Raw genomic sequence first — 13039 nt, 5'->3', positions numbered from 1 at the left:
AGGCGGCGGCCCGCGCTCAGGCGCGCGGGCCCGCCGCGTCCAGGAAGTCGCGGACGCGCTCCCACACTTCGACGGCCCGCTCCCAGTGCGGAAGCCCGCCCGTGGGAAGGCCCACGACGGTGACGTTGGGTCGGCCGTCCAGCTCGGGAAGGCGGTCGTAGTTCTCCTGCCGGCGGTTCTCCACCGTGCCGTGGATCACCAGCAGCGGCTGCCGCAGCCGGCGGAAGGCGTCGGCCGAGTCGCGCGGGAACATCCGCCCGCTCAGGAAGTCGTCCAGCGGCAGGGCGGCCCCCTCCATCCGCGAGGTCTCGGCAGCGAAGTCCACGAACTCCTCCGGCACGCCGAACTCGGGGGTGAACAGGTTGTCGGCCGCGAACTGGTACAGCGACTCCGGCGTGGTCAGCCGGTCGTAGAAGGCGCGCTGCACCCCGGGAAGGGTGAACAGCAGGCGCGACCAGATGCGCGGCAGGGCGCCGGGGTTCTTGCCCAGTCCCGAGGGCTCCAGCGCCACCAGGGCGTGCACCAGGTCCGGCCGCCGCCGCGCCACCTCGGCCGCGTACGCCGCGCCCAGCGACAGGGCCACCACGTCGGCCCCGCCCGCGGGCTTCACCACCCGCTCCAGGAAGTGCTCCAGCTGGTCTTCCATCAGCCCCGGCTCGTAGGCGATCTCCGGCCGATCGCTGTGCCCGAAGCCCACCCACTCCAGCGCGAACAGCGGCCGGTCGGTGTAGCGCGCGAAGGCCCGCACCATGGGCCGCATCTCGTGCGCAGAGGCCACCGCGTTGATGGAGTGCAGGAACACCACGGGCCGGCCCGTGCCCTCGCGCTGGTAGTACGCGTAGAACACGTCGCCCCACGGCACGTACTCCAGGGGGAGCCCCAGCGCGTTGGGCAGCTCCGTCACCGGCTTGCGGCGCGCCTTGCGGGCGCCCAGCAGGTACACCGCGTACGCGCCCAACGCCGCCGCACCCAGGCCGGCGGCCGCCTTGCGCCGCGTGCTGCCCAGCAGCGGCGTGCCCTTCGCTTCGTCCTGGCGCTCTTCCGGGCGCCCCTCGCGGCCCGTCTTCGGGCCCTCGTTCACGGCCATCCGCTCCTCTCGCGTTCGCTCCCCGCCAGCCCCGTCCATCCCCCGTGCAATCCCCGTGCAAACACCAAGGCCCGGCGACTCCGCCGGGCCCGTGCAGCTCGTCCTCGGTCCCCGGCCGCGCCCGTCCTCAGGGCTCGGCCGCCGACGCCACCGCCTCGCGCGGCGCGTTCAGCGACTGCCACCCCCGGTCGGCCAGGTCCAGGATCCCCCAGCGCTCCCGCACCCCCGACGCCGTCATCCCGCCGGGAAAGACGCGCACGCCGGCGGTAAAGAACAGCAGCACGATCAGCGCCGCCGCGGCCACCACCCCCGCCATGGCCGGACGGGGGAGCCGCGCGTGCGCGTGCTCGTCGGCGCCGCGCGCGGGGCGCATGTACATCACCACGATCACGCGCAGGTAGTAGAAGTACGACACCAGCGACGCCAGCACCAGGATCACCGCCATGGGCGTCAGGTTCTGCGGGGCCGACACCAGCGCGCGCAGGATGTACAGCTTGCCCAGGAACCCCGCCGTCAGCGGAAAGCCCGCCAGCGACAGCAGGAAGATCGAGAACACCGCCGCCAGCAGCGGCTTCTGGTGCGCCAGCCCCGAGTAGTCTTCCAGCGTCACCCGCTCGTCGGCGCCGCGCGCGTTGGCGATCACCACCCCGAAGGCGCCCGCCGTCATCAGCGTGTACACCAGCAGGTAGAAGAGGAAGGCGCCGGGCCCGCCGGAGTTGATGGCCAGCAGCGCGGCCAGCAGGTACCCCGCGTGGGCGATGGACGAATACGCCAGCATGCGCTTCACCGAGCCCTGCGTGGCCGCGATCAGGTTGCCCCCGATCATGGTGAGCATGGCGATGAAGAAGATGGGGTTGGCCCAGTGCTCGTACCCCCCCGCGAAGCCCACCAGGAACACGCGGATGAACGCCGCGAACGCCGCCGCCTTCACCCCCGTGGCCATCAGCGCCGTCACCGGCGTGGGGGCGCCGTCGTAGGCGTCGGGGGTCCACATGTGGAAGGGCATGGCCGCCACCTTGAACCCGAAGCCCACCAGCAGCAGCGCCATCCCCGCCATCAGCATGGGCTCGTCGCGGTTGCCGGAGATGAGCAGCTGGTTCAGCCGGGCGATGTTCGTGGTCCCCGTGGCGCCGAAGGTCAGCGCGATGCCGTACAAGAAGAACGCGCTGGTGAAGGCGCCCAGCAGGAAGTACTTCAGCGAGCCCTCGGTGGAGCGCGCGTCCAGGCGGTCGAAGCCCACCAGCACGTAGATGGCCACCGACATCACCTCCAGGCCGATGAACACCATCAGCAGGTCGGTGGCGCCGGCCATCAGCATCATCCCCAGCGTGGCGAACAGGATCAGCGCGTGGAACTCGCCGCGGTTGATCCCCCGCCGGTCCAGGTACCCCAACGACAGCAGCAGCGCCATCCCGGCCGCCAGCAGGCAGATGAAGTTCACGATCACCCGGAACGAGTCCAGCGCCACCATCCCCGGCACCGAGCCGGCCTGGTGGCTCATCCGGTACAGGGCCACGTTGGCCACGGCCGTCAGCACCAGGCTGCCGATGGACAGCCAGGGAATGGCGCGGCTGGAGGGCTCGGAGCGGTTGCCCTTCTGGAACACGTCCACCAGCAGCACCGCCATCGCGCAGAGCGAAAGGACGATTTCCGGCAGCAGCGCCCAGAAGTAGTGGCCCTGGTTGGCCAGGTTCAGTTCCATCAATCGGCTCGGGCGCGGGTCAGCGGTTCGGTTCGGCGGCGTCGAGGGCGGCAAAGCCGAAGGGCTCCACCACCGTCGACCGCTTGCTCATTTCCAGGATGATCTTCGCCGCGGGCTCCATGCGGTCCAGCACGGGCTTGGGGTAGAAGCCCAGCCACAGGATCAGCGCCACCAGCGGCACCAGGATCGCCATCTCGCGCAGGTTCAGGTCCGGCAGCCGGCGGTTGGCCGGCTTGTCGAGCGGGTTGAACAGGATTCGCTGCACCATCGGCAGCATGTAGTACGCGGCGAAGATCACGCCGGTGCTGGCGATCAGCGCCATCCAGGGCGCGCTGCGGAAGGTGCCCAGCAGCACCAGGAACTCCGAGAAGAACCCGGCCGTCCCCGGCAGCCCGATGGAGGCCATCGCCGCGAACACCAGCATCACCGACAGCAGTGGCACCGTGGCCGCCAGCCCGCCGAAGTCCTCGATCTCGTAGCTGTGGCGCCGCTCGTACAGCATGCCCAGCAAAAAGAAGAGCATGGGCGTGGAAAGGCCGTGGCCGATCATCACCAGCAGCGCGCCCTGCAGCCCCTGCAGGTTGAAGGCGAAGATCCCCAGGATCACGAAGCCCAGGTGCGCCACCGAGGTATACGCCACCAGCTTCTTCGCGTTGGGCTGCACCGCCGCCACCATGGCCGTGTAGATGATGCCCACCACCCCCAGCACCATCGCCCAGAAGATGGTGCGCGGGTCCGTCGCCGCGTCGGGGAACAGCGTCACGCCGAAGCGGATGAAGCCGTAGGTGCCCATCTTCAGCAGCACGCCGGCCAGGATCACCGAGCCCGCCGTGGGCGCCTGCACGTGGGCGTGCGGCAGCCAGGTGTGGAACGGGAACACGGGCACCTTGATGGCGAACGCCAGCGCGAAGGCCAGGAACAGCAGGAACTGCTCGGCCGACGTGGTCCGCACCTCCAGGAAGGCGAAGTAGCTGAAGCTGGGGCCCGCGCCGCCGGCCTGCGCCCGCCACCACAGGTACAGGATGGCCACCAGCATCAGCAGCGAGCCAATGGTGGTGTACAAGAAGAACTTCACCGCCGCGTACACCCGCTCCCTGCCGCCCCACACGCCGATCAGGAAGTACATGGGGATCAGCATCATCTCCCAGAACATGTAGAACAGGAACATGTCCAGGGCCACGAACACGCCGACGACGCCCGACGTGAGGGTGAGCAGCGCGGGGTAGAAGGTGCGCTGGCGGTCGCGGATGTACGTCCACGAGCCCAGCACCATCAGCGGCAGCAGCAGCGTGGTCAGCAGCACCATGAACAGGCTGATGCCGTCCATCCCGATCTGGTAGCGGATGCCCCAGTCGGGGAACCACGCGGCATTGGCGCAGTTCTGCATCAGGGCGTTCACGGGCTCACGCACCCCCAGCCCCAGCTGTCCGCCCGACCCCGCGAAGGTGCAGCGGCCGGCCGGGTCGAAGCTGAAGAACAGCGGCACCGAGGCGACGAACTCCAGGATCCCCGCCCCCAGCGCGACCATCCGCGCGTTCCGCTCGCCCGCCAGGTACGCGGCCAGCGCGCCCAGCACGGGGAACAGGATCAAGAAGGTGAGGATCCAGTGGCTCTGGTAGATCGATTCCATTTCCGTTCGCGCGTCAAAGGGCCATGAAGCTGCCCAGCACCACCAGCACACCCACGATCAGCACGAACGCGTAGGTGTTCACGTATCCGGTCTGGGCCCGGCCCATCCACAGCCCCAGCGCCTGCGCCATGCGGCCGAACATGTCGACCATGCCGTCGATGCCCCGGTCGAACCCCCACTGCAGGCGCGACAGGAAGTTCACCGGCTTCACCACCGTGCGGTCGTAGAACTCGTCCACGTACCACTTGTTGTAGAGCGCCTTCTGCAGCCCGCCCTCGTACGCCGGCTCCACGTCGGCCGTCCGCACCCGCTCGTTGCGCTTGCTCACCATCCCCCACGCCAGCGCCAAGCCGCCCAGGCCGATGACGATGGCCAGGATGATGGGCCAGGCCGCGTGGTGCGGCTCCACGGCGTTCTGCACGTTCTCGCGCATCACCGTCTCGGAACCGGCGATCACCGGGTGCAGCCAGTGGTGCAGCGCCGCGCCCTGGCCGAAGTCGAACCACTCGACCACGGGCACGTGCTCCTCGACGTTCAGCAGGCCGCCCACCGTCGAAAGGAGCGCCAGCACGATGAGCGGCAGCGTGAGCGTCCAGTTGCCCTCGTGCAGGTGGCTGCGCTCCGCGTCGGTCCCGCGGAAGCGGCCGAAGAAGGTGTAGATCATCATGCGGCCCATGTAGAAGGCCGTGATGAAGGCGGTGATCGACAGGATGATGCCGATGGCCCACATCCAGGGCGCCGGGTTCATCCCCACGTGGCTCATTCCCGCCGCGAGCGGGTTGGCGCCGCCGGCCCCCAGCCAGGCCGCGCCGATGATCTCGTCCTTGGAGAAGAAGCCCGCGAACGGCGGCACGCCGGCGATGGCCAGCGTGGCGATGCCCATGGTGGCGAAGGTGATGGGCAGGTGCCTCTTCAGCCCGCCCATGTTGCGCATGTCCTGCGCGTCGGCCGGGTTGTGCGTGGCGTGAAAGGCCCCGTGCATGGCGTGGATCACCGCGCCCGAGCCCAGGAACAGGCAGGCCTTGAAGAAGGCGTGGGTCATCAGGTGGAACACCCCCGCCGTGTAGGCGCCCATCCCCACCGCGGCGAACATGAAGCCCAGCTGCGACACGGTGGAGTACGCCAGCACCTTCTTGATGTCCCACTGCTTCAGGCCGATGGTCGCCGCGAACAGCGCCGTCAGCGTGCCCACGACGGCCACCACCAGCGAGGCGCGGGGCGCCATGGTGAAGATCACCGACGAGCGGACGACCAGGTACACGCCCGCCGTCACCATGGTCGCGGCGTGGATCAGCGCCGAAACGGGCGTGGGGCCGGCCATGGCGTCCGGCAGCCACACGTACAGCGGCAGCTGCGCGCTCTTGCCGGCGGCGCCCAGGAAGAAGAAGAGCGCGATCGCCGTCACCACCGCCCCGCCGAACTCCAGCTCCGAGGGGGCCCGCTCCATCACCTCGCTGAACGTGAGCGTGCCCACGTTCACGAACAGCAGGAACATGGCGATCAGGAACCCGAAGTCGCCGATGCGGTTGACGATGAACGCCTTCTTCCCCGCGTCGGCGTTCGCCTTTTCCTTGAACCAGAAGCCGATCAGCAGGTAGCTGCACAGGCCCACGCCCTCCCACCCCACGAACATCAGCGGGTAGGAGCTGCCCAGGACCAGGATCAGCATGAAGAAGATGAAGAGGTTCAGGTACGCCATGAAGCGCGGATACCCGGGGTCCTCCTTCATGTAGCCGATGGAGAAGATGTGGATCAGCGAGCCCACGCCGGTGATGATCAGCGTCATCACCATCGAGAGCGGATCCAGCAGCAGGTCGAAGCCCACCTGCAGGTCGCCGACGGGCATCCACTCCCAGCCCTTGATGTCCTCGAACGTCCCCGCCCCGCGCATGCTCATCCAGTTGAGCACGGCGATGGCGAACGCCGCCAGCAGCACGCCCGGCGCGATGAACGACGGCGCGACGTGCGTCCACGGCCTGGGGCCGCCGTGATGCGCGTGATCGTCGTGCGCATCGTGGCCGTGTGCGTCATGCCCGTGCGCGTCGCGCGCGTGGCCGTGGTGCGCGTCGTCCGCGTGGTCGCCGGGGTTGGGGCGCAGGCCGCTGTCCAGGTGCTCCTGCTCGCTGGGCGCCCCCGCGTGGGCGTGCGACAGGGCCGGGGCGGCGGCGTGGGCGTGCTCGTGCGCGTCGTGCCCGTGCGCGTCCCAGTAGGGGTCGCCCACGGGGGGAACGGCGGGGAGCGCCTTGCGCGCGGCGTACAGCGCGATCAGGCCGTTGACCAGAAAGCCCAGCAGCGGCAGGGCCAGGATCAGCCAGGGCAGCACCGGGTGGAACGTGGCGCCGTGCGAGGCCGCTTCGGCGCCGTGCGCGGCGGCGGCCGGCGCGCCGTGCGCCGCTTCGGCGGCTTGAAGGAGGAGCATCACCCCTACCACCGTAGCAGGCTGAAGTTCTTGATGTCCACCGACTCGCTGTGGCGGAAGACCGAGATGATGATGGCCAGCCCCACCGCGGCTTCGGCTGCGGCGACGGCGATCACGAAGAAGACGAACACCTGCCCCTGCACCCCGGCGTAGGGCGAAAGCGACACGAAGGCCAGGTTCACGGCGTTGAGCATGAGCTCGATGCACATGAACAGGACGATCGCGTTGCGGCGGATGACCACCCCCGCGACGCCGATGGAGAACAGGATGGCGCTGAGCGCCAGCGAGTACTGCAGCGGAACGTGCTCCACGTGCTCCTCAGATCTTTCTCTTGGCCAGCGCCACCGCGCCCACCACCGCGATCAGCAGCAGCATGGCCGTGGCCTGCAGCGGAACGACGTACTCCTGGTACATGGGAATGCCGATCAGCCCCACGGTGCCGCGCTCGGCCGTCTGCGCGGCCAGGGCGGCGTGCCCTACCTCGGCGCCCACGCCCGTGGGCGGAAGGCCGGTGAACATGCGGCCCAGCAGCGCGATCATCACCAGCGCGGCGCCCCCCGCCATGATCTTCCACCCGGTGCCGCGGATGTCCACCTCGTAGTCGTTGCCCAGGTTCAGCAGCATGATCACGAAGAGGAACAGCACCATGATGGCGCCGGCGTACACCAGGATCTGGACGATGCCGATGAAGAAGGCGCCCAGGAGGGTGTAGATGGCGGCCAGCGCGAAGAAGGTGCCGATCAGCCACAGGGCGCTCGACACGGGGTTCTTCCGCGAGATCACCATCACGGCCGAGCCGATGGCGCAGGCCGCGAAGAAGAAGAAAAGGATCTGGGTCAGCATCTGGTATCCACGTTGTGCACCCTCATCCGGGGGCCCTCGAAACGACGTCGTCGGTGCGCGGCGGCCGGGCCGGCGCATGCCCCTGCAGGGGCGGTTGAAACCGCGGCAACAACGGCCCGAAGTCCGCCTTCGCGGACTGCTTCCGCTGCATCGGTGCGCCTCGATGACAGACGGCGCAGTCCGCCTCTCCGGGCGGCACCCTCTGCAATCGTGCGCCTCGACAAAACACGGCGCGGTCCCCCTCCAGTGGCGGTTTAAACCGCGGCTGGAACCTCACGAAGTCCGCCTTCGCGGACTGCTTCCTCTGCATCCGTGCGGTTCGACGGAGCCCGGGGCACTCACCGGGGGCGGAGAGCGCTCACTCCGCCGTTACTTCCGCACGCACTCACGCACTCACGCACTTCCGCACGACAGCCAGCCGCTCACTCGCCGGCTGGATCGGCCGGGTCCCACAGCAGCGTGCTGGGGTGCGTCTGCTTCATCAGGCGGTCCAGGTCATACACGAAGTTGTCGCGCGTGTACTCGCCGGACTCATAGTGGTTGCCCACGTGGATGGCCTCCACCGGGCACACCTCCTGGCACATCCCGCAGAAGATGCAGCGGAACTCGTCGATCTCGTAGACGATCGGGTAGCGGTTGCCCTGGTCGTCCTCGCCCGGCACCAGCTTGATGCAGTTGGCCGGGCAGATGGTGGGGCACAGGCCGCACGCCACGCACTTGGGACGCCCGTCGTCGTGCGTCTCCATCACGTGCGTTCCCCGCCATCGCGGGCTCAGCTGCTTCTTCTCGTCCGGATACTGGATGGTCTTTTCCGAGCGGTCGCCCGCCGACTGCACCAGGTGCCGGAAGGTGAGCGCCATCCCCGAAAGCGTGGCGCGGATGTACGACGACTTCCGCACCGGGCGCTTCATGACCTGAACCGTGGCCGCCATAGTTCCGTGCCTCTATCTGACGGCAGAGCCCGGCGTCGTCAGCCGCTGGCGCATCTGCTCCGCCCGCCGCCGCGCCAGGTGCTGCGCGTGAATCCGCTTTTCGTCCATCGAGCCCGTGCCGGAAAGCACGCGCCCCCGGTCCATCAGCCACATCACCAGGAAGAGCATCACCCCGTTCACCGCCGTCAGCACCAGCCCGCCGAACAGGGTGATGGCCCCGCGCGTGCCGTCGGGCGCCACCTGCACGAACGGCTCGCCCGCGCTGTCCAGCCCCAGCACCGTGGCGCCCGTCACCACGACGGCCACCAGGGCGGCGGGAAGCATGATCTTCCACCCCAGGTCCATCACCTGGTCGTACCGGAAGCGCGGAACCGTCCAGCGCACCAGCATGAAGATAAGGATGAAGAAGAAGGTCTTCGCGGTGAAGAAGCCGAAGCTCACGATGGTCTTCCAGATGGCCGGCTGCGCGCCGATCCAGCGCCCGTCGGCCCCGAAGCCCAGCATGTCGTCGCCGCCGTAGCCGGGGATGTCCCAGCCACCCAGGAAGAGCGTGGCCATCAGCGCCGACACCGTCAGCACGTGCGCGTACTCGGCGATGAAGAACATGCTGAACTTCATGGCGCTGTACTCGGTGTGGTAGCCGGTCACCAGCTCGCTCTCCGCCTCGGGAAGGTCGAAGGGCAGGCGGTTGGTCTCGGCGAAGCAGCTGATCCAGAAGAAGAAGAACGACACCGAGAACGGCAGCGCGAACCACAGGTTCATCTGCTGCTGCTTGTACACGATCTCGGGGAGCCCCACGTTGCCGACGACGAAGAACAGCGACATCAGCGACAGCCCCAGCGCGATCTCGTAGCTGATCATCTGCGCGCCCGCCCGCAGGCCGCCCAGCAGCGCGTACTTGTTGCTGCTGGCCCAGCCGGCGAGGACGATCCCGTACACGCCCAGCGAGCTGAACGCCAGCAGGAACAAAATGCCCACCGGCAGGTCGGCCACGATCATGGGGATCACCCCCCAGCGCGTGGGGAGCGGCGCCGCGAAGGGGATCACCGCGAAGGTCACCAGCGCCGGGATGATGGACAGCATGGGGGCCAGCGTGAAGAACACCCGGTTGGCCTCGGCCGGGTTCGTCTCTTCCTTCAGGATGTTCTTGATGCCGTCGGCCAGGGGCTGCCCCAGGCCGCCGGGGCCCACGCGGTTGGGGCCCAGGCGGTCCTGCATCCAGGCGCTCACCTTGCGCTCCATCAGCGTCAGCATGGCCACCGTCACCATGACCACGCTGAAGGCCGCGATCACCTTGATCATCGACCACACCAGGAACGCCATGTCCGACGGCTGGTGAAGGTTCGAGATCGTCTGCACTGCTTGCATTCGCGTTCGGTCCGTTGGGCCCGCGTTCGTCAGGGGCCGGCCTGCGTGCCGGTCCCCCGCCCTGCTCAGATCAGATCGCCCGCGCGATCCGCGAAATCAGTCGCCCATCTCCTGCAGCTCGCGCACGCCGGGGAGCACCGCCCCGTTGGCGCCCAGGTCCGCCCAGGCCAGCTGGCCGAACTCGGGGCAAACCGCGCCCAGCGTGCCGAACGCGTCGGCCGCCGTTCCCGGCGCTCCCGCCTCGCTGATGCCGGCCAGCAGCACGCCCAGGATCTGCCACGCCGGCCGCGCCATTCCCGGCGCCCGCACCGCGGGCCAGAAGCGCTGCACGCGGCGCTGGATGTTCGTGAACGTCCCTTCCATCTCGGCGAAGGTGGTCGCCGGCAGCACGAAGTGGGCGTTGCGCGCCGCGGGGGCCAGGTGCTGGCCCACGTACACGAAGAGGGACGCGTTGGCTCCGAAGTCCGCCGGCGCGTCGCCCAGCTCGTCGCCCAGGACCAGGAGCACGCCCGTGTGCGCGCCCACCGACTCCAGCCCGCCCTTGCCGTCGGGCCTGCCCGTCCGCCCGAAGCCGAACAGCTCCGCACCCACGACGTTGGCGGCGCGGTCACGGCGCAGCGCCAGGTCCGGGAAGCCGGGAAGAACCACCTCTTCGCCCTGCTCGCAGCGGAACACGCCGTCGCCGCCGCCCACGGCCTCCATCACCCGGCGCAGCGCGCCCATTCCCTCGTTCGACTCGAAGGGCGAGACGACCGCCCGCGCGCCGCCGCCGCCGCCGGCGCCGCGCAGGGCCTCGGCCAGGCGGGTCAGCGTGTCGGCCCACGACATCGGCACGTGGCGGCCCGAGGCGTCGCGCACCAGCGGCGCCTCGATGCGGTCCACGCGGTTCATCCAGTTGTAGTTCAGCCGGCCGAAGTCGCACATCCAGTGCGCGTTCACCTCGGGGTTGGGGCGCGGCTTCAGGCGCATCACCTGGTCGTCGCGCGTCTCCAGCCGGATGTTGCACCCCATGCTGCAGTTGGGGCAGACGGAGGGAACCCGGTCCAGGTCCCAGGCGCGCGCCTTGTGAAGGAAGTCCTTGCTGACCAGCGCGCCCACGGGGCAGATGTCGACGATGTTGTCGGCCCAGATGTTCCCCGTGAGCCCCTCGTCGTAGAAGGTGTCGATCACGGCGCGGCTCCCGCGCTGCACCACAGTCAGCCGCTCGTCCTGCGCGACCTCGCGCATGAAGCGCACGCAGCGGGTGCACATCACGCAGCGGTCGGCGTAGAACAGCACGTCGCCGCCGAAGTCGTCGCGCCCCAGCACCCGCTTGGGCTCGCGCGAGCGGCCCATGGCGGGGCCCTCGGCCGAGACGTAGTCCTGCAGCTTGCACTCGCCCGACTGGTCGCACACCGGGCAGTCCAGCGGGTGGTTGACCAGGTAGAACTCCAGCACCCCCTCGCGCGCCTTGAGGGCGTTCTCGCTCTGGGTGTGCACCACCATGCCGTCCGTCACCGACCCCACGCAGGCGGGGATCAGCTTGGGCGACTTTTCCACCTCGACCAGGCACATGCGGCACTGGGCCGGGGCCGACATGCCGGGGTGGTAGCAGTAGTGGGGGACGTCGACGCCCGCCTGGGCGCACGCGTCCAGCAGGCGCGTGCCCTTGGGCACGTCCAGCGTCATTCCGTCTACGGTGACGGAAACGGTCTCAGGCGTCGGGGTCGGTTCGGCCATCGCCGGCTTCTCTTTCGTTCAGTCGTGGCCGGCGGTCATCGCCCGCCGGCCCCGGCGAGCTGCCCGGCGTCCATCAGCGCCAGGTAGTCGTCGCGGAACTTCTGGATGGACGACACGATGGGCGCGGCGGCCGCGTCCGAAAGCACGCAGATGGTCTTTCCCGACATCTTGTCGGAAATGTCCAGCAGCGTGTCGAGGTCGTCGGGAGTGCCGCGGCCGCGCTCCACGCGCTTCAGGATCTTGCTGGCCCACGCCGTACCCTCACGGCAGGGCGTGCACTGGCCGCAGCTTTCGTGGGCGTAGAAGTCCACCATGCGGCGAACCTGCTTGACCACGTTGGTGCCGGAGTCCATCACGATCACCGAGCCGCACCCCAGCATGGTGCCGGCGGCGGCCATCGACTCGTAGTCCATGCCGATGTCCAGCTCGTCGGCGGTAAGGATGGGCACCGACGAGCCGCCGGGGATCACCGCCTTGATCGGCTTGCCGCTGGGCGTGCCGCCGCAGACCTCGTAGATGAACTCGCGGAAGTTGAAGCCCAGCGGCACCTCGTAGTTGCCGGGGCGCTTCACGTGGCCGGATACGCAGAACAGCTTGGTGCCCACCGACTTCTCGGTGCCCCACTGCTTGTACCAGTCGGCGCCGTGGTGCACGATGTGCGCGGCGGCGATCAGCGACTCCACGTTGTTCACCGCCGTGGGGTAGCGGAAGGCGCCCGCGATGGCCGGGTACGGCGGCTTCACCCGGGGCTCGCCGCGGCGCCCCTCGAGCGAGTTGAGCAGCCCCGTCTCTTCGCCGCAGATGTACGCGCCCGCGCCGATGTGCAGGGTGATGTCGATGTCGACGCCCGAGCCCATGATGTTCTTGCCCAGGTACCCCGCGGCGTACGCCTCTTCGATGGCCCGCGCCATCACCTGGGCCGGCTCGAAGAACTCGCCCCGCACGTAGATGTACGCGTGCTCGGCGTTGATGGCGTAGGCGCCTACGACGCACCCCTCGATCAGGGCGTGCGGCGTCCACCGCATCAGCTCGCGGTCCTTGAAGGTGCCGGGCTCGCTCTCGTCGGCGTTGCACACCAGGAAGTGGGGCTTGCCCGCTTCCTTCTTGGGCATGAAGCTCCACTTCATCCCCGTGGGAAAGCCCGCGCCGCCGCGGCCGCGCAGCCCCGACGCCTTGACGATGTTCACCACCTCGGCGCGGTCCAGCCCCAGCGCCGTGCGCATGGGCTTGTAGCCGCCGAGCGCCTCCCACCCCTTCAGGGTGCGGGCCTCGGGGTTGCCGAAGTGCTCGGAGATGACGAGCGTCTCGGCCGGGTGCCGGTACGGATATGCCATGGCCG

10 protein-coding genes are annotated in these 13039 nt (G+C 69.1%); all 10 read right to left on the bottom strand.

From position 1 onward, the window contains the following. Positions 1 to 16 precede the first annotated feature (16 nt). The gene (locus tag VGB24_RS06310; protein ID WP_331072112.1) at positions 17 to 1087 is read right to left on the bottom strand and encodes an alpha/beta hydrolase; all 1071 of its coding nucleotides are present in this window, start codon (positions 1085 to 1087) and stop codon (positions 17 to 19) included. A gap of 127 nt (positions 1088 to 1214) precedes the next feature. Next, a complete protein-coding gene (locus VGB24_RS06305) occupies positions 1215 to 2789 on the bottom strand; it encodes an NADH-quinone oxidoreductase subunit N (protein ID WP_331072111.1) in 1575 nt (524 codons plus the stop codon). A 19-nt stretch (positions 2790 to 2808) separates the two neighbouring features. Beyond that, positions 2809 to 4419: an NADH-quinone oxidoreductase subunit M gene (locus VGB24_RS06300; protein ID WP_331072110.1), complete on the bottom strand. Its 1611-nt coding sequence runs from the start codon at positions 4417 to 4419 to the stop codon at positions 2809 to 2811. 13 nt (positions 4420 to 4432) lie between these two features. After that, positions 4433 to 6838, bottom strand: coding sequence for an NADH-quinone oxidoreductase subunit L (nuoL, locus tag VGB24_RS06295; protein ID WP_331072109.1), 2406 nt, complete (start codon positions 6836 to 6838; stop codon positions 4433 to 4435). A 5-nt stretch (positions 6839 to 6843) separates the two neighbouring features. Further along, positions 6844 to 7149: an NADH-quinone oxidoreductase subunit NuoK gene (gene nuoK, locus VGB24_RS06290; protein WP_331025128.1), complete on the bottom strand. Its 306-nt coding sequence runs from the start codon at positions 7147 to 7149 to the stop codon at positions 6844 to 6846. A 7-nt stretch (positions 7150 to 7156) separates the two neighbouring features. After that, entirely contained in the window at positions 7157 to 7681 is a 525-nt protein-coding gene (locus VGB24_RS06285; RefSeq protein ID WP_331072108.1) for an NADH-quinone oxidoreductase subunit J, read from the bottom strand. A gap of 422 nt (positions 7682 to 8103) precedes the next feature. Further along, positions 8104 to 8592, bottom strand: a complete 489-nt coding sequence (locus VGB24_RS06280) for an NADH-quinone oxidoreductase subunit I (protein ID WP_331072107.1) — start codon at positions 8590 to 8592, stop codon at positions 8104 to 8106. A 33-nt stretch (positions 8593 to 8625) separates the two neighbouring features. Next, positions 8626 to 9972 (bottom strand): NADH-quinone oxidoreductase subunit NuoH, encoded by a 1347-nt coding sequence (gene nuoH / locus VGB24_RS06275; RefSeq protein ID WP_331072106.1) that lies wholly within the window; start codon positions 9970 to 9972, stop codon positions 8626 to 8628. A 105-nt stretch (positions 9973 to 10077) separates the two neighbouring features. Then, positions 10078 to 11700, bottom strand: coding sequence for a 2Fe-2S iron-sulfur cluster-binding protein (locus tag VGB24_RS06270; RefSeq protein ID WP_331072105.1), 1623 nt, complete (start codon positions 11698 to 11700; stop codon positions 10078 to 10080). Positions 11701 to 11735: 35 nt separating this feature from the next. Then, a complete protein-coding gene (nuoF, locus tag VGB24_RS06265; RefSeq protein ID WP_331072104.1) occupies positions 11736 to 13034 on the bottom strand; it encodes an NADH-quinone oxidoreductase subunit NuoF in 1299 nt (432 codons plus the stop codon). Positions 13035 to 13039: the final 5 nt, after the last annotated feature.

The sequence above is a fragment of the Longimicrobium sp. genome (assembly GCF_036399935.1).
In the GTDB taxonomy this organism is placed as follows: Bacteria; Gemmatimonadota; Gemmatimonadetes; order Longimicrobiales; family Longimicrobiaceae; genus Longimicrobium.
Note: the sequence above shows the minus strand (reverse complement) of the source record. Positions and strands in the feature narration are given on the sequence as shown.

What these genes read in the sequence shown, in the direction of transcription:
- nuoL (WP_331072109.1), bottom strand. Translation starts at nt 6,838, where the DNA reads ATGCTCCTCCTTCAAGCCGCCGAAGCGGCGCACGGCGCGCCGGCCGCC.
- VGB24_RS06280 (WP_331072107.1), bottom strand. Translation starts at nt 8,592, where the DNA reads ATGAAGCGCCCGGTGCGGAAGTCGTCGTACATCCGCGCCACGCTTTCG.
- VGB24_RS06285 (WP_331072108.1), bottom strand. Translation starts at nt 7,681, where the DNA reads ATGCTGACCCAGATCCTTTTCTTCTTCTTCGCGGCCTGCGCCATCGGC.
- VGB24_RS06310 (WP_331072112.1), bottom strand. Translation starts at nt 1,087, where the DNA reads ATGGCCGTGAACGAGGGCCCGAAGACGGGCCGCGAGGGGCGCCCGGAA.
- VGB24_RS06270 (WP_331072105.1), bottom strand. Translation starts at nt 11,700, where the DNA reads ATGGCCGAACCGACCCCGACGCCTGAGACCGTTTCCGTCACCGTAGAC.
- VGB24_RS06300 (WP_331072110.1), bottom strand. Translation starts at nt 4,419, where the DNA reads ATGGAATCGATCTACCAGAGCCACTGGATCCTCACCTTCTTGATCCTG.
- nuoF (WP_331072104.1), bottom strand. Translation starts at nt 13,034, where the DNA reads ATGGCATATCCGTACCGGCACCCGGCCGAGACGCTCGTCATCTCCGAG.
- VGB24_RS06305 (WP_331072111.1), bottom strand. Translation starts at nt 2,789, where the DNA reads ATGGAACTGAACCTGGCCAACCAGGGCCACTACTTCTGGGCGCTGCTG.